Origin of the sequence: Spirosoma endbachense, assembly GCF_010233585.1 — a bacterium.
In the GTDB taxonomy this organism is placed as follows: Bacteria; Bacteroidota; Bacteroidia; order Cytophagales; family Spirosomataceae; genus Spirosoma; species Spirosoma endbachense.
On the sequence record NZ_CP045997.1, the window covers coordinates 9,518,961 to 9,539,241 of the forward strand.

16 protein-coding genes are annotated in these 20,281 nt (G+C 39.0%); 1 reads left to right on the forward strand and 15 read right to left on the reverse strand.

The features are described 5' to 3' along the window. Nucleotides 1–114: 114 nt before the first annotated feature. The 3 genes from GJR95_RS38290 to GJR95_RS38300 all read right to left on the reverse strand — a co-directional run bounded on the left by GJR95_RS38290 (nucleotide 115) and on the right by GJR95_RS38300 (nucleotide 4,183). Complete coding sequence (locus GJR95_RS38290; RefSeq protein ID WP_162390882.1) at nucleotides 115–1,650, reverse strand: capsule assembly Wzi family protein; 1,536 nt, start codon at nucleotides 1,648–1,650, stop codon at nucleotides 115–117. Nucleotides 1,651–1,854: 204 nt separating this feature from the next. Continuing rightward, nucleotides 1,855–2,388, reverse strand: coding sequence for a T9SS type A sorting domain-containing protein (locus GJR95_RS38295; protein WP_162390883.1), 534 nt, complete (start codon nucleotides 2,386–2,388; stop codon nucleotides 1,855–1,857). Between the two features lies 1 nt (nucleotide 2,389). Further along, complete coding sequence (locus GJR95_RS38300; protein WP_232541001.1) at nucleotides 2,390–4,183, reverse strand: beta strand repeat-containing protein; 1,794 nt, start codon at nucleotides 4,181–4,183, stop codon at nucleotides 2,390–2,392. Between the two features lie 123 nt (nucleotides 4,184–4,306). On the opposite strand from GJR95_RS38300, the gene GJR95_RS38305 reads away from it, so the two are divergent. Continuing rightward, on the forward strand, nucleotides 4,307–5,935 hold the full coding sequence (locus tag GJR95_RS38305) for a glycosyl hydrolase family 28-related protein (RefSeq protein ID WP_162390884.1): 1,629 nt from the start codon (nucleotides 4,307–4,309) through the stop codon (nucleotides 5,933–5,935). A gap of 21 nt (nucleotides 5,936–5,956) precedes the next feature. On the opposite strand, the gene GJR95_RS38310 is transcribed toward GJR95_RS38305, so the two are convergent. From GJR95_RS38310 to GJR95_RS38365, 12 genes are all read right to left on the reverse strand, one after another. Further along, a complete protein-coding gene (locus GJR95_RS38310) occupies nucleotides 5,957–7,195 on the reverse strand; it encodes a WcaI family glycosyltransferase (RefSeq protein WP_162390885.1) in 1,239 nt (412 codons plus the stop codon). Between the two features lie 9 nt (nucleotides 7,196–7,204). After that, nucleotides 7,205–7,945, reverse strand: a complete 741-nt coding sequence (locus GJR95_RS38315; protein ID WP_162390886.1) for a glycosyltransferase family 2 protein — start codon at nucleotides 7,943–7,945, stop codon at nucleotides 7,205–7,207. A 1-nt stretch (nucleotide 7,946) separates the two neighbouring features. Further along, entirely contained in the window at nucleotides 7,947–9,269 is a 1,323-nt protein-coding gene (locus GJR95_RS38320; RefSeq protein ID WP_162390887.1) for an oligosaccharide repeat unit polymerase, read from the reverse strand. 103 nt (nucleotides 9,270–9,372) lie between these two features. Beyond that, the gene (locus GJR95_RS38325; RefSeq protein ID WP_162390888.1) at nucleotides 9,373–10,149 is read right to left on the reverse strand and encodes a glycosyltransferase; all 777 of its coding nucleotides are present in this window, start codon (nucleotides 10,147–10,149) and stop codon (nucleotides 9,373–9,375) included. Between the two features lie 153 nt (nucleotides 10,150–10,302). Continuing rightward, nucleotides 10,303–11,037: a glycosyltransferase family 2 protein gene (locus tag GJR95_RS38330; RefSeq protein WP_162390889.1), complete on the reverse strand. Its 735-nt coding sequence runs from the start codon at nucleotides 11,035–11,037 to the stop codon at nucleotides 10,303–10,305. 105 nt (nucleotides 11,038–11,142) lie between these two features. Continuing rightward, on the reverse strand, nucleotides 11,143–12,246 hold the full coding sequence (locus GJR95_RS38335) for a glycosyltransferase family 4 protein (RefSeq protein ID WP_162390890.1): 1,104 nt from the start codon (nucleotides 12,244–12,246) through the stop codon (nucleotides 11,143–11,145). A gap of 70 nt (nucleotides 12,247–12,316) precedes the next feature. Next, nucleotides 12,317–13,270, reverse strand: coding sequence for an FkbM family methyltransferase (locus tag GJR95_RS38340; RefSeq protein ID WP_162390891.1), 954 nt, complete (start codon nucleotides 13,268–13,270; stop codon nucleotides 12,317–12,319). A 52-nt stretch (nucleotides 13,271–13,322) separates the two neighbouring features. Further along, entirely contained in the window at nucleotides 13,323–14,216 is an 894-nt protein-coding gene (locus GJR95_RS38345; protein ID WP_162390892.1) for a hypothetical protein, read from the reverse strand. 8 nt (nucleotides 14,217–14,224) lie between these two features. Then, nucleotides 14,225–15,589, reverse strand: a complete 1,365-nt coding sequence (locus GJR95_RS38350; protein ID WP_162390893.1) for an oligosaccharide flippase family protein — start codon at nucleotides 15,587–15,589, stop codon at nucleotides 14,225–14,227. Beyond that, a complete protein-coding gene (locus tag GJR95_RS38355; RefSeq protein WP_162390894.1) occupies nucleotides 15,586–16,575 on the reverse strand; it encodes a GDP-mannose 4,6-dehydratase in 990 nt (329 codons plus the stop codon). Before GJR95_RS38355 ends, GJR95_RS38350 begins: the two co-directional genes overlap by 4 nt. 5 nt (nucleotides 16,576–16,580) lie before the next feature. Continuing rightward, the gene (locus GJR95_RS38360) at nucleotides 16,581–17,675 is read right to left on the reverse strand and encodes a GNVR domain-containing protein (protein WP_162390895.1); all 1,095 of its coding nucleotides are present in this window, start codon (nucleotides 17,673–17,675) and stop codon (nucleotides 16,581–16,583) included. Nucleotides 17,676–17,699: 24 nt separating this feature from the next. Beyond that, nucleotides 17,700–20,084 carry an SLBB domain-containing protein gene (locus GJR95_RS38365; RefSeq protein ID WP_162390896.1) on the reverse strand — a complete coding sequence of 795 codons (2,385 nt, stop codon included), beginning with the start codon at nucleotides 20,082–20,084 and terminating at the stop codon, nucleotides 17,700–17,702. Nucleotides 20,085–20,281: the final 197 nt, after the last annotated feature.

The following is a 20,281-nucleotide window of genomic DNA, read 5'->3' on the forward strand; positions in this document are numbered from 1 at the left end:
TGGCGTCATTTCTTAAAATTATCCTACGGTTCATCAGAATGCCTCGCAATGTAGTGATTTTTATCCTATTTGTTGACATGATCTGTTAATAGGTTTAATAAGCAGTCTATCCTTCTATCGGGCCTGCCAGTTTTTCTTCAGGCTAATGTATCCCCCTACTCCATTCTGATACAATGTTCCAGCATCTGTAGCAATACTCCCGGTCAGGTCAATGCCCCCTAAAATGTCTAAAGGAGCTACTATACTTGCATATCCCGAAAACTGGTTCCGAATAGTTTGAAAAGGATTGTCATAAGTACCTAAGTTTCGACTAAATGACAACTTCACCTGATACGCAATAGGGCTCGTCAGCAGACTTCCCTGTATTGGCAGACTTCCAGCCATCCCCACATGAAAGACATATACTCTATTATTTCTGGTGAATGTTCCATAGGGGTATTGATCTTGTGCGCCAAGAGCAGGGGCAATAAAAGGCGTGCCGATCGTATGCTGGCGATAAGCCCAGCCATCCCGATACTGTTGATGGTTAAAATAATCATCTTTCCCCCGCTTATCAGGATCATCAAGAACAAATACAGGCCCCCCTTGACTGGTTGTATTCAAAAACTCAAACAGAAAATCCCGCACAATTGCATTGGGATCATTCCGCCGTAATCGAATGCCATTCAAGCCATCTGCTATATTCAGTAAATAGAACAACGAGCCATCTTCGTATAAATTTTGTCTATACATATATAAGGTATGACGTACCAGATCGAACTCAGCGGCCAGATCGACCGAACCAAGGTGATTACCTACCCGGTTTGTCAAATCAAAATAGGTGTATTGCTGCGTATCCGTACGGCCCGAATTAATCGTACTCACTACGTACAGATAGTTGAGTAAACCATTTGGGAGTTTACCACCTACCGGAATTGTTCCTGGAATACCCGTAGGATCGGTTGCCTGCCCTCCCCAAACGGCCTGATGATTAATTCCTCCATACACCCGCACAGGATCCCGCTCCCGGCCTACACGCAGATACAACGACTTTTGGTGCAGCATGGTGTTTTTAATATACCCTTGGGCATCCAGATAGCCATGTGCAAACGTACCCTGAACAGCGACCCAGCCTTTTGTAAAACCAATTGGCGTGAAAACGGGAATAGAGATTTGGATTTTAGGAACAGGCATTGCGTTTCCTGACCAGGCATATGAACCTGTTGACAATGTCGAATCAGCCAGGCCAAATTTTTCCCGCTGCCGGCCGACATAAAGTTCGAAAATACCACGACGTACTTTTACATAGGCCTCATGCAATAACACATTATGTTCGTAGGCTAATTGATTTTGAGTCGCATTAACAACTACATTAAGCCCATAAGCAAAATCATACTTTGAGTCATGCCACCTTCCTGTATTATGTTGAGTGGTGTCATAACCACTATAGACACCAGCCCGAAATGTCACCAAAGGTGACCTATTGGGAACAATACCATATTGATTCGCTCTTAACCAAAATGGAGTTTCTGTCGAGGAAGATACATAGGTTCCTATTTCAGCAGTGTAATAATTAGGTTGACGGATTGATTGAGCCTGCGCGGAAGAAGCAAAACCGGTGAGTATACCAACAAAGTAGTGTAAGAAACCTGACCTTAAACAATTATGCATTGATTGTCGGGTAGAGTGAGAAAATGAACTCACAATAATAATGCCTTAAGTTCGTCTTTATTGCTAACCCTCTTACTTTTTGAGTTTGCGTGTTCAGTCTTTCTCTTCACATTCACACATTGCACTATGAAAAGGATATAGATATTCATAAAAAAGGCCCGTGCAGTAAACACGGGCCTTTTTTATGAATGAAGTTGTTTCCTATTATTTCTTTACGATACGAGTAGTCACTTTCTGCTGATTGGCTTCAATAATGGGTATATATATGCCTGCATCCAAAGCTGAAGGCTTCCATTCCACTTGATGCTTACCAGCTGATTGGTTCTCTCCCTGTATTAACTGCCCGACTATTTTACCCTGCGCATCTATAACCCACAAGTTGACAACTCCATCAGCAGGAAGGTAATAATCAATTCTTGTAGAATGCTCAAATGGATTAGGGTATGCTTTCAATTGCAATGAAATCTCACCTTCACTAGTAACGGGCTGAATATTCGCGGTAAATGTACTTCCCGATTTGGCTTCAAAACCAGCCATCAGCGTAATAGAACGACCCGCTTTATAGTCGACAGTACTGGCCAAACCTATCGTATTTGAAGCTTCTATGGTTTCAACAGCTTGCTGAAGGTATTGACCGGCCTTCTCATAACTCAGTTGAATCCGAAGGTTTTTCGGAGGGCTCTGTGCCTGGCTATTCAATGCTAGACAGCACCCCGCTAGTATAGTTAATAGCTTCATATTACTTGCGGGCTTTAGAGTGGAGTTTATTGATACGTTTCTCTAACTGAGTGCTCTTCTGTTTTAAAGCATCATTCTGTTTTTTCAACTCAATTACATAAAGTGTAAGCTCTTCTACTTTCTCGAGTAGTTTCGCCTGCATTTGTCCAACATCTACACCCTCTTTAACAACTTCTTCCGCTGAAGGCACACCTGGCAAATGTTTGGCCTGATGAATATAAGACTCCACTTCCGATAGGCTTTTCAGCCGATAGCCTTGGTCAAACACCCGGTCAGACCAGTCATTGGTGCTCTTAACAGCCACTTTCACTTTCTCGGTCAATACACCATCAGCTACATATAATCGATAGCCAGCCGGCGTCTTGCTGACGCCAGGACCGATCACAACACCCCCCGTATTCGTATTCTGGATATTATCACCGGTTACTTCCCAGCTAGCAGTTCCTTCATCCGCACCGACTCGTGCTCCTCCGAGGCTACCCAGAATTACATCACCCTGCGCATTAACAGTTAAGAACTTCGTTTGGTTAAGAGCACTAGCCGTTGATCCAGAGGTGAGGTTTGTAAACCGTAAGCCGCTGTTACCAGCCGTTCCCTGGGTAATTTCCAGCTTGTTAGCGGGAGCCGAGGTGCCAATACCAACATTAGCATTATTACCGAGAACAAGTGCGTTAGATATTGACACTTGGGCATTAGCTCCAATAGCTCCAGCATTTGTAAGGCTACTAGCATTTGCACCAGCACTGTTGGCTTGCCAGCCAATAAATGTATTATTACTACCGCTAATAATCCCACCAGCAACATCTTGACCAATAAATACATTGTTGTTTCCAGACTGATTATTAAATCCAGCATGAGTACCAATGTATGTATTTTGATTAGCATTATTCTTAAATCCAGCACCATCACCAATAGCCATATTGTAGCTACCTGTGGTATTCGTACTAGCAGCCGAATTACCTAGAAACATATTATAGCTCCCCGTGGTATTATTCGCTCCAGCTGTTGGCCCGACAAATACATTAAAGCCTCCTGTCGAATTCGAGTATCCAGAAAATGAGCCTGTAAATACATTACTGATACCAGTGGAGTTATTCAGGCCAGCTTGAAGACCAATAAAAACGTTATTGGTACCGATGGTATTCGTTTTCCCTGTCTCGTAACCCAAAAAAGTATTGTTATTACCTGTATTGCTCAATCCACTACTTTTTCCAATAAAGGTATTTTGATTGGCGCCCCCATTTGATGCCCCAGCTAACGAGCCTAAAAATGTATTTCCTCCTCCTGTTGTATTTCCTCCTCCTGCATCTGAGCCTATAAAGGTATTATCACTCCCCTGTGTGCTAGAGTAACCAGCACCCGTTCCGAAGAAAGAGTTGTTACTACCTTGAGAATTAAAATAGCCCGTACGTTGCCCAACAAATGCATTATTAAAACCGCTACCATTAGTATACCCAGCTTCTGAACCGATAAATGTATTATTATTACCAGTTGTATTGCTGTAGCCGGATCCGTACCCAACAAATGAGTTCTTTTGTCCAGCTGTATTCTGATTACCGGCTGAAGCTCCCACAAATGCATTCTGTGTACCGTTCATATTCTGAATACCAGTTCCACGCCCAATGAACAGGTTACTCGCACCACTCATATTTAAATTACCAGCACCTACGCCCACAAGTGTATTATCTGAGCCAGGTGTAGCTGAAGATGGGGTTGTGGCGACATAATTAGTTTGAGCCCAAGCCGTAATACTTGTTAAAACCCAAAGCGTCAGTGTGTGTATATTATTTTTCATATTCTGAATATTTTATCCAAAAAAAATCAAATTATATATAAAAAGCAACAATTCATATAGGAGACAGGTTTATTTTACTTATCGTCACAATTAAGTACTTATTGTCCATAAAATACATATTACATGCCTATTAATGTAAAGGATGCTCAATTTGGAGCAATTGGTGATGGTGCTACCAATGATTCACCGGCTATTCAACGAGCTATTGACTATGCAAAAACTCGTAGTGCGCCTGGTAGCCCAGCAACAATTTATCGTGTTACTGTTTATTTCCCGGCTGGTTATTATTATCTCGCCAGTCCAATCAACCTGACAAATACTAATGGAATCTGGCTTACGGGTGATGGTGGTTCCTATTTGAATACTATCATTTTTGGTAGCACCGGAGGAGCTATTTTTGATTTCAGTGGCTCGTCTCTATCGGGTTGCGAGAATTTTTCCTTTTTAACATCAGATCGTAACAGTCGATCTACTATCGGCGTATTATTTGCTTTAACCAATAATGGTGGATTAAGTTGTGGTATCCGCCACTGTTATTTCGAAATGAATGATACACCTTCAGCCAATGGTGGGTTTGGCTCGATTGGTCTACTCAATATTCGTAGTGAAGAGTTTTTTATACACGAATGTCTAATTCGTGCAAATACGTCAGTAATCTTCTCTTATACAAGAGATCTATCAGAAACAGGGACAAGTTTCACGGTATCGAGTTCATTTCAGACGCTTTCGAGTGGAGTCGGATCAATGGGTGTAGTAGATATTACTGGTACATCATTACAAAATTATGAGAAGAGGCAACCAGCTATGGTGCTACTAGGGACTAATAGCCTCAATTTTCAGGGCTATATAAGTCGACTTACTGCCAGTGCAGGTACAAACGAAACTGCGATTCTATGCGTACGATACACCGTAAATTTGCGTATACTGGCTACCATCGAATCATTTTCGCGAGTTTTAAAAGCCATTCTGGGAGGTTTTGAGAACAATGAACTTAAAGTGGTTTTAGCGAATAACACGTCCCCAGCTACTGAGCTCATTGATGTTACAAATTGCGGAGTAAAAGGCTTTACATGTCAGATTAGCTTACCGAATCCTACTGAACGAAATCGACTTGTAATGTACCATGCTCCTGTAGGTGGAGGAACACAAGTGGCTAACGGTTATTTGAATAATTCGGTAATTACTTGCACTGATATTACTGACAATCGCAATGTTATTTCCCAGAACCTTCTTCGCCGTGCCGATAATGTGCAGTTTAATAGTGATCAGGCATTTGAAAAAAAAGGAGGGCGTATCCGACAACTTTTCACTAGTTTCATTGCCATTGGCCAGACACCAACTGGCTCAACAACAGCTATTCTACGTTTTTCATTAGCTAGTCCTACGACCATTAACAATACAAACGGTGGTAGCTATCGTATCTGGATCGACGGAGTTGTAGAAGCGGGCTCTTATGGCACCCAGGCAGCTGCCACTCTATCTTTTCAAGCCCAATTGCTGGTCACACAAAGTTATAATGGTTTGTTCAGCCCAACTTCAGTTACTGTTGTCATACTAGATAGAACAACGACTAATGCTGCTTATGTTGATATTGTTGGTATAACTGTCGATGTAGCTTTCGCGAATGGCATTGGCTCTGTTCTGTTGACTCCACGCACAATTGGTACGAGTTCTGGTGACCCTATTACATATAATGGATCGGCAGAGTTACAATCCAATTTTCTGGCAAATGATTCTGTTATTTTTCGCTAAGCATAAATAGGCTTATGGTCATTACGAATAGCTATTTACTAATTTTGAAAGCATTGCTTCAAAACGAGGGAGAATAGCTTGTTTGCTGAGATGATCTTCTGCATATTTTCGAGCGTTGAGCCGGTATTGATGTAATTGAGGAGAGCGAAGGGCTAGAAGAATTTCATTGGCTAGCTTATCTGCTTGTTCGGGTTCAACTACCCATCCTAATTGATTATCAACAATAATATCTCTCAACGAGGTATTAGTGTCAGCAGAAACAATAGCACCACCACCTACAGATAGTATGTTTACAAACTTTGACGGCATAACCAAGTCAGATGTTGCCCGCTTTTGAATCACCAAATGAATATCTGCAATAGATAGCATGCGGGGCAACTCAGAATAAGGTATTGGAGCTAAAAAACGTATATTCTTTAGCATCTTCTGTTCTGCCTGTTCAACCAATTTTTTTCGGGCAACACCTTCACCCACAACCAAAATAGTTATGTCTGAATATTGGCTTAGCTGGGCTGCGACCTCGATCAAAATTTCCAGGCCTTGCTTTTCACCTATATTACCCGAGTAAAGCACTATTTTATCAGTTCCGCTGAATCCTAATTCAGTCCGTAAAGATTCCTGAGCTGGAATAGGGCGCATTGTATCTATATCTGTCCAATTCTCTAACATAAAATAGTTAGCTGCAGGTGTTCCTTTAGAAAGGATATTACGTTTCATTCCTTCACTAATACTCGATACACATTCAGCATTACGCAATAAATATCGTTCTATGCTATCTAAGAAGCTGAGCAGCTGTTTATTTTTAATTAAACCTAAATTACGAGCGGCATCAACCTGCAAGTCCTGGATATGGAATACAAATGGCGTTTTTTTGAGCCGGCTAAATATATAAGGCACCCAGCCAGCCAGAAGTGGTGGACAAACGCCTATTAATACATCATATCGTCTAAATAATACCCTTAACCAATGCACTAATGAGTTGATTGCAAATGACAACTCATGTAAAATTCGAGTTTTCCCTGTTACGTGTTCGGGTACGTACAGTGGGGTCCGGAAAACAGACAGGTTGTCCGCTTTCTCGGTAAACCAACCTTTATGCCGATATTCACTCCTAACCTTCCACTCAGGATAGTATGGATGAGCTGTTATCACGTCAACATGGTGGCCCTGTTCTGCAAGCCACTTAGTGAGTTCACCATTAAAGCGCCCAGATCCAGCTACTTCAGGGGAATAGCTGATGCTATATAATAGAATACGCATAATCTAGGTTTAAGCAATATTTGAAACTCGTTTTAGCAGAGCAATGGCTAAAAGAATTCTTCCAAAAAGTTTATGACCTAAGGGCTGCGGGCTACTAACAGTCATTTCAGTAGGGCTGGCATTATTGGCATGCCTCCGAAAACAGGATAGTTTTTCAGGTATAAATACAACCCGGAAAAGAGAGTTTGCTAATAATCCTAACCAGACATCCTGGTAAACTAAATAGCGAGTTGCCTCGTGCAATTCTTTGGGAAAGGGCAATGCCCGGTCAAGCAGAGTACGACGAAAGGCCATGCAATTCCCTAAGAAGGTATTTTTAACAAAATTTTTCAACAAGCCAGCATTTGAATGAAAGTGCTCGAAAAATGATCCCCCAAGTAGCTGGCCTTTTTCATCAATGAAATCACAATCACTAACAACCAAATCGTGATTGTGCAAATAGGTCATCATTGTTTTTACTTTATTGAAGAACCAGACGTCATCCTGATCAGACAGGAAAATTATATCACCAGTAGAATGATGCAAAGCATTCTCAAAATTCCGAGTTGCTGACCGAGAGGAATGGTTAGTTACTATGCGAATGCGGTTATCGGCAAATTGACGAATAATTGTTAGCGTACTGTCCGTCGAGGCATCATCTGAAACAATTAATTCATCATCAAATCCCAATTGGGGAAGAATCGACTCAATTTGTTCTCGGATAAATCGCTCCCCATTATAAGTAGCCATACAAACACTGATCCGGGTCATCTTATAAATTTAAATTATTTTTGTAGAATTTAAATAGAAATGGGCTTAATCGTATAGTTAGTTTGCTAGTTAGCAAAAAACTAAGTACTATATAAGGTGGAATAACAAAGAATGCTAAATCAAACGATTGAGTAATGGCAAGATTAACATCGACAATCAAAGCATAAGCCAAGTGGCAAAAACTACCCATATAAACAAAGTAGAAAGCACTGGTACGAGTAAGCGAAAAAAAATGCTTTCTAATTAGTGCATATAAATACCCCACCAGTAAGCTGTAAGGAAAGGCTAGCCAATAATAGAAATAGATACGCCCTTCAATATAAAATGGTGCATTAGGGCCAACTGTAACATTTGTTTGCACGTAACCTGGCGGGCGTAAATTATCAACCATTGTATTTCCAAGGGCTTCTTGGTAAGGCGCTAAGCGAAGGAAACCAAGAATTGGATTTACCAAACGGGGGAAATAGTCCCAAAAGGAATAGTCAGCAAAATAATCGACATTAGCAGGCATATAAAAATACAAAACAGAATCAGCACTATATAATAGACGAGTTATAAAAGCTAAAAAAGCCTCTTCATAACCATTGTTCTCCTTTATAAGCACCGTAAAAAAAATGCCCATAATACCCAAAAAAATTACTGGCAAATATCGTTGAAATTTTTTTAACGCATTTTTATTATAAGAGAATGCTGGGTGGTAAAGTACAATTCCTATTGAAATAATAACTTGCAAGAGTGCCGTCTTAGATCCGTCTAAAGTATGTAAAAGAATTACTATCAGTAAAAACAGTAAATCTATTTGTCTTTTTTTCAAAAAATACATAAATACAAGACCAGTGCTGACAAATGTACCAGTGCTCCAGTTTATTTTCCTAAATAAGCCAAATCCTTCCTGAAAATTAGCAATTTTCGATTGTGTTGGAGCGTCTGATAGTAAAGCGAAACCTTTATTATATCCTATAATTATATTTGATAAAATGTAAACACCAAGTAGTGTATAAGTAATCCACCGAAGAAGTAATTGATCAGAAAATTCATAAACCTGTCCAGTTTGGTTTAGACCTGAATCTAAATAATTAGTTTTACGATATGCTATTGCAAAGCCTGCCCATAATGCAATTTGGCATCCAAAGAAGTGAAGAAGATCTTGTAATGTAGGAATAATTTGAATAGCTAAAACACTTGAAAAAGCAGTGGTAAAAATCCACATAAAAAGAGGATCTATTATCGAGTAAATATATTTATTATACAATAATGCATACACAATAAATAGCGCAGTCGCCCAGCCAAAAAGAACAGGTAATATGCCAAAATTAATATCCATCTTTGTTTCTCGAGTTCGCCCTCTATATTAAAAACTACTAAACTTTATACAAGTTTGTGTATAAAATAGTGTGATCCTAATTTTTAGGCCCAACATCCAACTATTACCCAAAGACTTTCTTGAGCCCCATGCTCAGCTTTGAAAGTTTATATCGTCTTAATATTGCACTCATACTACGCCTTAACCAAAAATAATTCATTGCCCAATGGCGGCCAATACCTTTAAAAAGTTGCTGGTGAATTTTCTGCATTTCTTTATAACCATGTTCCATCTGGTTTTCGCTGATACCATCGCCACCAAAATTACAAATGACAATATCCATTGCTTGATGAGGTATGCCTATCAATGCCAGTCTTAGATTAAATTCATAATCTGACGCTATTCGCATAGTTTCATTATACAATGAATTATTAAAAATATTTCTATCATAAAACATCCCTTGATGATGTACCTGATGGCGCATCCAGTAAGGCGATCCAAACATTGGTTGAAGCAAAGTTCCTTGTTTTATACACTCAACACTGCCAACAACAACCTTGATATTATTTTTTATATTTTTAATTATTTCAGACACTTTCTGTAGTATATCGGGGCTACTTAGTGCATCGTCAGCGCCAATGAAATAAAGCCATTTCCCAACTGATAGCTTTATACCTGCGTTTAAACCTGCGTACAAACCAATCCCCGGCAATACTCGTATTGTTTTATTGAGTATGGGGCTTTCATTAATAATCTGTACTGTACGATCTTTACTGCCGCCATCTACAATAACTAATTCGTAGTCGGAGAAAGTTTGAGATTCAATACTTGCTAAGCAATGGCTTAATGTTTTTTCACCATTAAGTATTGTTATAATAATTGATATAAGGGGTTGATGCATTGGTTTTACTATAATAATGTCTATTTGGCAAACAAACTTTAAATAACTTGGTTCATAACAATAACGTAATGATTATATAAATCTATTGTTAAAAATATACACGACAAGCCTGCAAAATTTTAGATATAAAATATTATATATGATTGATGGTTATTATACTCGATGGCCATAAATTAGGTATCTAATTTTTTTTTGGATATAGTAGAGTCTTAAAAAACAGGAAAGAAGCTTATTCTTCCATTTATTTTTTATATATCGCGCCCGTACTTGATTTGTTTCTGTTAATGATTTTGATAATTCACTACTTGCTCCTCCTGTCGCACAATCTGCTACTATCATAGAAACATAACGTGTGTATGCTTTCTGTATATATAAACGTAAATGAACATCGTATTCAGATACTATCGTTAGTGACTTATCATAGCGAAAGTTGACAAATAATGATGAATTATAAAATGCACTTTGATGATGTACAGTATTTTGGAAAATAGTTCTAGGACCCAAAAATGAGCGCATTCGATGTCCGTTATCAAACATTACATCACCGAATACAATAGAGTATTTTGGGTCCAAATAAGGCTCTATTTGTTTTAGCACGTTAGGCCTTAGAGTATCATCTCCCCCTAGAAAATAAATCCATTTACCATTTGCTCTATCAATACCTTTATTCATAGCATCATAAATACCATTATCTGGCTCACTACACCATCCGGCAAGTTGGTGTTCATACTTACGTATGAGATCAATCGAGCCATCAGTGCTTCCACCATCAATAATCCAATATTCAACCAGGTTTTTGTCTTGACAAAGAACACTTTGAATCGTAGATTCTAATGTTGGACGAGCGTTATAAACAACTGTAATTACAGATATAAGTGCATTTTTCATGGCAATGCCGCTTTTAGGCGTTATTTTCAGCCTGATATAATGTCAACCCAAAACTCTACATCTTAGGTCACTCATTCATTTTGGCACTATTTATAAAAGCTAAGATTAGCTAATATTTTTGTAAAGACTAAGAGTTTCGGCAACTGTATGTTGCCAAGAGAATTTAGTCAATTGCTTACGGCCTTTTTGAATTAATGTTTCACGCAGGTTGGAATCATTTACCAAACGCTCAACAGCGTATATAATAGAATCTGACATTGTAGGGTCTATATATAACGCAGCATCACCAGCCACTTCAGGTAATGAGCTCACATTACTAACCACACATGGACAGTCGCAGGCAAATGCTTCCAACACAGGAATTCCAAAACCTTCGTATAGAGTAGGAAATATAAATGCAAGTGCCTTTTGATAAAGTATGGGCAAAGTTTGATCATTAATTGAACATTGTTCAACGAGGAGGTCAGCATTTAAGGATTGAATTAAAGCTCTTTCGGCCTTCGTAAACTCTCCTCCGCCCGCACATAAAAGCTTGATTTTATATTTTTTTAATACCGGATGAATTGCCTTCAAAAAAAATATAAAATTTTTATACATACTTCGATTACCTACAAATAGCAAAAAAGAGGGCTCGGATATGCGACTAGATGGTTTAAGTGGCTCTGGCGACAATGAACTACCTAAATAAATTACATCTATTTTAGACGGGGCAATATTCAATAATTCGACTATATCATTCTTAGTGCTTTCAGAAATAGCAATGATTCGGTCAGCACGATTAGCTAGAAGACGCTTTTGTTCTGTAATTACACCATTATAAGCTAATTCACTAAACTGAGTACCAAATTTTTCGTGAATCATATCTAAAAATGTAACAACAAAGGGGCGTTTCTTTAAATAAGGCAGAAAATAAGGATCGTAATATGTTGCATGAAAAACATCATAAGGTTGCTGATTCAGCTTATAAATAGTGTACTGTCGATTCAAGTAATATATTGACTGAAGTTTTTTCGGTATCCTAATATTTGCAAAAAATGGTCTTACCGCTATATTTGTTTCACGCAGATGGATATTATTTGAAACAAGAAGAGGCAAATAAGCGCTATTATCAGGAGTAGAATTAATACCCCTAATCAGTTCGGCATAATAGCGTGGTATACCACCATATGTTAAAAGCGAGAAGGTCTGATGGTCAAAAAAAATTCTCATGAATTTTATAGCCTATTTCCTATTAGCACATTGAACAATAATTTCTTATTGATATACTTTTCAAGCTATTTCAGATACGTGCTTGACTGAAGAAGTTAATTTCAGATTCCCTTATCTTATTAAACAGGTCATTATCTTCCTTATGAAATGCACAAATATCACAATACATTAAACCTTTACGCCCTGTAAAAAAATAATTAATGTCTTCTAAAAGCCTTTTATCCTTCAAGTCAGCTGAAAGCATTAGCTCACCATAATTTTCATAAATCAATATATTCTGATACCCATTTGTAGCAAGTGTATCAAAGATCGATATACCATCATCATTTTGTTGAGCTAAGAAAAAAGGGTCATATTCAAAAAAAACAACAGGTTTGGCAGCTTCTATGAAATCGATTGAACCTCTTAATATTTTATTATCAAAACCATCTGTATCAATTTTTAACATTTTTGATAATTTAAATATCGGATTACCAGCCAATATAGAGGAAAGTTTTTTTATATGAATTGTATCCGCTTCTAATCCAGCTTGGCTTAAATGAGCCGTGCCACCCACTTCTACAGATTTTGCTTTTAACTCCCCAGCGGTTTCCCCTACATATGTTTTAGATAGATACACATCTGCAAAGTTAGTAGCATTTTTATGAAGAATTGAAAAAAAGTAAGGATCTCCTTCAATACATAAGATAGGAAACGTTGCTTTACTACGCAAGAGAGCAACAGAGTCTCCTATATTTGCTCCAATATCGATAAATTTCAAATCCGAATACTTTCGATTAACTTGCTCAGCAATTCGAGCTAAATTTGTCGAATAATAAGGTGATGATTTTATGATAAATGGCAATTCATGCGAAAAAGGTATATGTAATTTAAATTGGCCAACAAATGCCTCAACTAGAGGGTTCGTCTTTTTAATTTGATTAAATATAATGTTAATCAGTCGAACTTTCAATCGCCCCGACCATGTCTGAGTTTCCTGATTAAGTTTTCGATTATAGATTGCCTGAGCCGTTTTTAAATTCATGTTGATCCGAAAAGCTTGCTTAAAATCAGCCTAATTAAATAAGGCGTTTATACTAAATTGCTTCAATTAGACTAGTGCGTGTATTTACCACGGGTAAACCAGTAATTTCCTTTATCCTATTAACTTCACCAGCAAAAGTTAGTTTACCACTCTGGCTACGAGCTTGTCTGAATCGAGACTTTACAAAACCCTCTTCTGGAGACATGGGTTGGAATCCTTCTAGTAAGCTATTTTTCAGAAAATAGGCATTATTACCGGCTTGATTACACCCAATAAGGGAATACCCTTTCTCATTTCCTAATTCACAAAGGGCCGACAAAGATGCACCAAAGTAAAGGCCTGAGTAATGTGCACTCATACAGCTAAAATCAGATTTATAAGGTATTGTAATAGCCCGTTCAGATCCAAATATACTATTGTACTCAACTATTACGACATCAGCATCTACAACTGTAATTGCCTTCCAAACCCAATAATCATTACCGTCGATATCTATACTTAAAATTCCTACCTTTCCTGCAAATCCATTATCTGCTAAAATCTGATTAATATTTTCGACCGTAATGAATGAATAAACAGCAGTCAAGTCATGACGCCAGTATATAGGATCATTCTTAATGTATGTAATGTTAGTTTGTGATCCGTCAATTACCAATCCCTGCCAATTATTATGCATTAGCAAAAAACGGGTGTTTGCTTCTTCATAGTTTTCAACGCCAAATTCTATGAATTTATCATTAGAAAATGTTAGCTTATTAAGCAAAAATTGAATTATGCCATCATCACCAAACTGAGAAAATACTTTAAATTCAGCTTCTTGGAAAGATTTTAATGAACTGACATTCTTTGCAAGTACCGCACCAAGTAACAAGCGAGTTTCACTATTATCACTTTTGATACGACTTATCTCATAAAATAATTTCTTTATTTTCTTAATTAACGCCATAGCTTCATTTAGTTAGCCCAGATACCATGAGCATTATTATTAATTAGTTTTTTAGACTGGATATATCCTATCAAGGCCGCAGGCAGTAAAGATATACAAGTAGACAATATAACTCCAGAGCTACCTAAATCTAATCCTTGACCTAAATAAATGGCTAGTGGAATATTTACCAGGCTGGCAAATACTGAGCAAAAAAGTTGCAGATTGATTCGCCCTAATCCATTGGTCACCGTAACAGTGATATTATTCCAACAAATAATTACTACATTTAAGCCCATAATTAAATTCAGTAAGATAGGTACCTTAACTCGATCTCCTACCCACATAATGCAAACCGGTTGTGCCACAATGATCATTATTATAACTAAAGCGAAAAAAAATAACCACATTTTTTTCAAGTTAATATATGTTCGTTTCATCCATTCAGTATCATTTTTAACGGATGCCTCTGTAAATGCAGACCAGTAAGGCGCTATTAGAATACTAAATATTGTATTGGCAGCATTAAAATATCTGAATGATACATTATAAGTTGCAACTTCGGAAGGGCCAAAAAGTTGAGTAATAATTAGGTTATCAGTATAAAAAAGTATAATAACCGCCATCTGAATAACAAAGAACTTATATCCTAGTGACAATAAGCTTTTTGCATATTTTACATTTGCTAACCGGAATGTAGGTTTGTATGCTTTTAGCCGTTTCCGATATAGAATAAAACCACTTACTAATAGTACCAAAATGGGGCTAAACGTAGTTACTATAGCCAGATATATCAGATCGCCTTTCGTAAAACACGTTAGTAAATATGTACCAATTAGTATTAAGGTATTGAATAAAAAATTAAATAAATTTACTACACCCGACTCTTGAAGTGCAAATAGCACGTACGACAAAATATCAAGTACAAGCTTAATAGCAATGGCTATAGCCGTAATTAAGACTACATTTTGAAGTTGTTCGTTATCTATAGTTGTATTTAAAATTCGTTGCCAAGGTACGTACCGAAAAAGAAGTAGGAATATAACAATGAACGTTAATTGTAATACACCAAAGATAAAGTAAGCCGTGCTCACATAAGCTCGAGCCAATATCATCTCTCTCCTGGAGACCGCTTCTGAAAGTTTGTTACGCAGGCCATTTCCAATACCAATATCAAAAAAGGATATCATTGTAACAATTGAACTAATTGTCAACCAAGTCCCATATGTATCTTTACTTAGATAATCAATTGTCATTGGTACTAATAGCAATGAAATCAATACCCCCCCTCCCTTGACTCCCAGTCCTAAAACAGTATTAAATTGTGCTTTTCGGGTACGCGGGTGTCCATTTCGTATACGTTCACGAAGGTAATCAAGTGATATAGTTTTCATAGTTGCCTTGATCTCTCCCCGCTTTCTGTCTCGCTCTGCATCTTATGTTCCACCATTAGCTGTGCAACATTCTCCATTCTATAGTTGGCCTTCCACCCTAACTGAAGCCACGCTTTGGCTGGATTCGCATGACCTTCAGCAATATCAGTTGGGCGAAAAAATGATGAATCTATACGAACGTGTTCTTTCCATTCCAGACCAACGGTCCTGAATACAACACTAATAAACTCACTGAGTTTATTAGTGTATCCTGTCGCAATAACATAATCACTAGGAAGGTTATGTTGAAGCATTTGCCACATAGCCTCTACATAATCTGGTGCCCATCCCCAATCACGAGCAATATCTATATTTCCAAGTGTCAGAATTTCACGACTACCTTTCGCAATACGACAAGCAGCTGCTACAATCTTTTGTGTAACAAATCGCTCAGGTCTTAGTGGCGATTCATGGTTAAATAAGATCCCAGTACTTGCAAATAATTGATAAGCCTCACGGTAATTTGCAACTTGCCAGAAAGCTGCTGCTTTTGCCACACCATAAGGACTACGTGGCCGAAATGGTGTAGTTTCATCGGCGGCTAAACTGCCTGTATCTCCAAAACATTCGCTGGAACCAGCGTTATAAAACTTTATTGGTAGATTACTAAATCTGATAGCTTCGAGCAAATTAAGCGTTCCAACACTAATACTTTCAAGTGTTTCAACAGGTTGCTCAAACGACAGACCTACGGAACTTTGCCCAGCCAAATTATATATCTCATCTGGCTTCACTTTCAACAATGTTTGGAGTACACTCCGGAAGTCGTTAATACTAACGGATATCAATTGAATATCTTCTCGAATTCCTAATCGAACAAGATTATTAAAGGAGGCCATTTGAGCATCTCGAGAACCGCCAAAGACTTGATAGCCTTTATCTAGTAACAATTTAGCCAGATAAGCACCATCTTGGCCCGATATTCCACAGATTAAGGCTCTTTTCATGTAAATCATAGGGATTTAGTATTCAATTGGATTCGTCGAATAAATGCCCCTATTATACTTACAATTCCTCCAACTATTCCGAAGCCTAGTATTATTAATGATCGCTTGGGAGCACTTTTACGTAAAGGTACAGTTGGCGGTTCCAAGATTTTAAAGACGGGCGTTTCGTCTTGTACTTTAATTTTAGCTTGCTCTAGTTGCTTAGACAATTCATTATAGACCGATTGCTCAAGCAAAAAATCAGCCTGAAGCCTTTGTTCATCTATTTTAGCCGTATTCAGAAATACATTCCGATTACGATCTCTATAAGTTGATAAAATATATTCAGCTGTCTGATAACGGCTCTTTGCTTCATTAACTCTTTGTACCAGAAAAGTAACTTGTCTGCGAGCCTTTTCTGTCCGATAGGTAGTAATATAATTAGTTAAATACTCAAGTGATAAACGAGCTACTGTAGCTGCGACAACGGGATCTTGCACACTAGAGGTTAATGTTAATAGACCCGTTTTCTTGTCATACAACGCTGTTACAGTTTTCTGGATTACTTTAATTAATTCTTCCTGTTCCTTTGTGACTTGAATTGCTTGGCTGAAATTTCCTGGATCAAGTCTTTCGTCCTTGGTTATTTCATCTTTTTTAGAAAACATGCCTGCAATTATTCCTATGAAACCACTAGCATTTATCTGATTTACAAATTTAGCTAATGACATTTTAGCCTGTAACTTTTGGGAATATACAGGTTGTTTTAACAGATATAATGCAAATGGAACGCTCTGTAATACATCTGGATAAACATCTGGACGAATTGCATCAACACCTCCTCCAGTAGCGCTATTGATATCAATACCAGCTAAACCAGCTAAAGATCCTAATCCACCTAATCCGCCACTTCTTGCCTGAATCTCTGGCATTACTGTAACTTGTGAAGTATAGATGTTGGATTTGCTGAAAGCGTACAATGCACCGACTGTAAAGCCAATTAGTGCACCTATTATTATTCGGCGTCTGCTATTTTTCAAAAAGCCTATAATATCGCTTAGCCGAATTTCTATTTCGTCATCATCAATGATTTCCTTTCTTTTAGTCTCTGTAACTGACATGATTAATTGTGTAGAAGAAAGTAATTAACGAAGAATGACATTGATAAGAGCAATTGAAACAGTAGCTAACAAGGAAAGAATCCCAATACGTTCTGCTGAGCTGAGTCGACCATTATCCAATGGCTTAAAGGGAACGATCACTGTTGAGCCGGGCTCAATAGTTGGTCTAGAAGCAAAAAACAAGAATTTATGTGTCCGGTCTTTACGTCCATTTGGATATACTACATATCCTTTACTTTTCCGGGCATTATCAGTATATCCCCCTGCCTCACTTATATAATCTTCAAATTTGTAATCAGCCTTAAAACTGACTGATGAAGGATTTAGTAAAGCGCCTTGAACGGAAACAATTTCTGATCGGCGGGGTATGAATAAGGTATCGCCATTTTGAAGCAGCAAGTTCTCTTCAGACCCAGGATCGTTAAGAATATTTCGCAAGTCATTTCCGACTACTTGTCCCATCCGTCGAAGTTGGGCACCAGCGATGTAGGCTTCGGGCTTTAAGCCGCCAACCCGTTTAATCAGATCGCTAATGCGCTCCTCTCGGTTGTAGATAGCGTAATTACCGGGCTGCATCACTTCGCCATAGATCGTTACCTGTTTCTGCGCTTCATAATTAACCGACGTTCGGACATAAACAATGTCGAAGGGTTGCAGTCGAAATTCGGGCGAGGTGCTTTCTATAGGAGTAATCTGCAAATTGCGATCAACTGAAAACCGGTATATCTCCAGCATAGTAGTTCGAATACCCGCTGAGTCCTGCCGAATTCGTCGGGCGACTTCAACCAGATTTGGCTTGGCACCTTCCTGAAAACCACCCGCCTGGGCAATCAGATCGGCCACTGTCATATTATTCACAAAATCGACGGTATCAGGCTGATTAACAGCGCCTTCGATCGTTACATAATAGGGTTCCCGCAAATCCCGAATCGACAATACGGTCAGGCTGTCCTGACTTTGAAGTGGAATGTCGGCAATTTCTCCCCGCAAAAGCTTCCCCAAATCGAATGATAAATTCTCCCGATCCATATCCGCTCGTTCCCGTATAATCGTGGCCCGGTTCGTGAAGGCATCCTTCCGTAGCCCTTCTCCCCGGCCAATCAATTGTTTCACTGTTTCCAGGCCCGGTTCAAGCGCATAATCGCCGGGGCGCATCACAGCTCCTGCCAGTTGAACCCGGTTTTCATAACGCTCAAGAATTTTTCCAACAAAATATTTATCACCCCGCTGCGGGATAAAACTAGCCAGCTGTTCTTCGGTAATTGTAACGATACGCCGTTCACGGGCCGTATTACGTCGAAGCGTGATCGACGCCTGATAGGCATCGTCGGCAAAACCGCCCGCAAAGCCCAGGACTGTTTTTAGCGTTTCGCCGGGCAGTACTTCAAAAATAGCCGGTCTTCGTACCTGTCCTGTCAATTCAACATGCGTTTCGTAATCGGCGACCCGAATAACGTCCTGATCTTGTAGCCGTACATTGTCCCGTTGGTCGGCTCTCAGAATAAAATCATACAAGTCGACCGTACGTATAACGCGATTACCCCGAATAATATTGATTTTTCGGAATGAGCCTGTTTCCGGATTAGGGCCTCCTGCCAGATAAAGGGCATTAAAAGCTGTTCCCAGCGATGAGATCGTATATGTACCCGGCCGAACGACCTCACCAACCAGTGTAACGCGAATACTACGAATATTGGTTAGCGTCACGTTGGCTGTTGTACCACTCCCCGATTGGCCAAGGCCTTGATAGCCTCCCTGCCTTAACCGGGCAATAATGCGTTGTTCTGCCTGTTCAATGGTGAGCCCCGCCACAAAGATGGCGGGTAGATTAGGCACCTTTACTGTGCCATCCGGCGTAACTTTCAACTGAAATTCACCAGTCGATGCTCCTGAAATATCAATTCTTATTTCATCATCCGGACCAACCACATAGCTGCGAGGAGTAGCAATTCGCAGATTGGGTTCAAATGACAGTTTGGCATTTTCAAATAACGAGGCTCCAAATACCTGTAATTTTCGGCTTGTATCCTTACGTACACCAGTGGTCACTGACGAATCAGTTCGCTGGGAAAGATCTGTCGGCAGTGTTCGTCCGGTTACAGTGCCCGTTTGCGTTTGAGGCTGTGATGTTCGCGTACGAAGGTCATTGATCCGCCTTCGCATTTTCGCTATATCATCCAGGGTATAGCCCTGCGACATAGCTGCCTGTTCGATCTGGGCTTCGCTTAAACCGCTGGCCTGTGCCCGCTTATAAAAATTCTGTACGTCTTCGTCACTGAGTTGATCAACACGCGAACGAGGAGCCTGGGCACTAGCCTGATACGTTCCTGTCAGTAGTAATAGTACTAAACCAATATAAAACGGTCCTATACGGTGGTTAAAACGTGACAATTTGTCGGTGGTACGCATGAACAGTGGCTGTTGGGCCAATATTTGATTCACAAAAGTAATAGATTCCTTTTAAAACATCATTCCCATACAATAAGGTGTATCTGACAATGTAACACTTACCTTGTAGTCCCATTGTAATGCACTAAATTTGTGGAAAAATGGTGATCGGTGGTTAACAGCCAGCAGTGTCTATCTTACTGTCTGTTAACTATTGA

Coding starts and splice junctions, on each gene's coding strand:
- GJR95_RS38320 (WP_162390887.1), bottom strand. CDS start 9,269: ATGGATATTAATTTTGGCATATTACCTGTTCTTTTTGGCTGGGCGACT.
- GJR95_RS38330 (WP_162390889.1), bottom strand. CDS start 11,037: ATGAAAAATGCACTTATATCTGTAATTACAGTTGTTTATAACGCTCGT.
- GJR95_RS38350 (WP_162390893.1), bottom strand. CDS start 15,589: ATGAAAACTATATCACTTGATTACCTTCGTGAACGTATACGAAATGGA.
- GJR95_RS38295 (WP_162390883.1), bottom strand. CDS start 2,388: ATGAAGCTATTAACTATACTAGCGGGGTGCTGTCTAGCATTGAATAGC.
- GJR95_RS38345 (WP_162390892.1), bottom strand. CDS start 14,216: ATGGCGTTAATTAAGAAAATAAAGAAATTATTTTATGAGATAAGTCGT.
- GJR95_RS38355 (WP_162390894.1), bottom strand. CDS start 16,575: ATGAAAAGAGCCTTAATCTGTGGAATATCGGGCCAAGATGGTGCTTAT.
- GJR95_RS38365 (WP_162390896.1), bottom strand. CDS start 20,084: ATGCGTACCACCGACAAATTGTCACGTTTTAACCACCGTATAGGACCG.
- GJR95_RS38300 (WP_232541001.1), bottom strand. CDS start 4,183: ATGAAAAATAATATACACACACTGACGCTTTGGGTTTTAACAAGTATT.
- GJR95_RS38315 (WP_162390886.1), bottom strand. CDS start 7,945: ATGACCCGGATCAGTGTTTGTATGGCTACTTATAATGGGGAGCGATTT.
- GJR95_RS38305 (WP_162390884.1), top strand. CDS start 4,307: ATGCCTATTAATGTAAAGGATGCTCAATTTGGAGCAATTGGTGATGGT.
- GJR95_RS38340 (WP_162390891.1), bottom strand. CDS start 13,270: ATGAATTTAAAAACGGCTCAGGCAATCTATAATCGAAAACTTAATCAG.
- GJR95_RS38360 (WP_162390895.1), bottom strand. CDS start 17,675: ATGTCAGTTACAGAGACTAAAAGAAAGGAAATCATTGATGATGACGAA.
- GJR95_RS38290 (WP_162390882.1), bottom strand. CDS start 1,650: ATGCATAATTGTTTAAGGTCAGGTTTCTTACACTACTTTGTTGGTATA.
- GJR95_RS38335 (WP_162390890.1), bottom strand. CDS start 12,246: ATGAGAATTTTTTTTGACCATCAGACCTTCTCGCTTTTAACATATGGT.
- GJR95_RS38325 (WP_162390888.1), bottom strand. CDS start 10,149: ATGCATCAACCCCTTATATCAATTATTATAACAATACTTAATGGTGAA.
- GJR95_RS38310 (WP_162390885.1), bottom strand. CDS start 7,195: ATGCGTATTCTATTATATAGCATCAGCTATTCCCCTGAAGTAGCTGGA.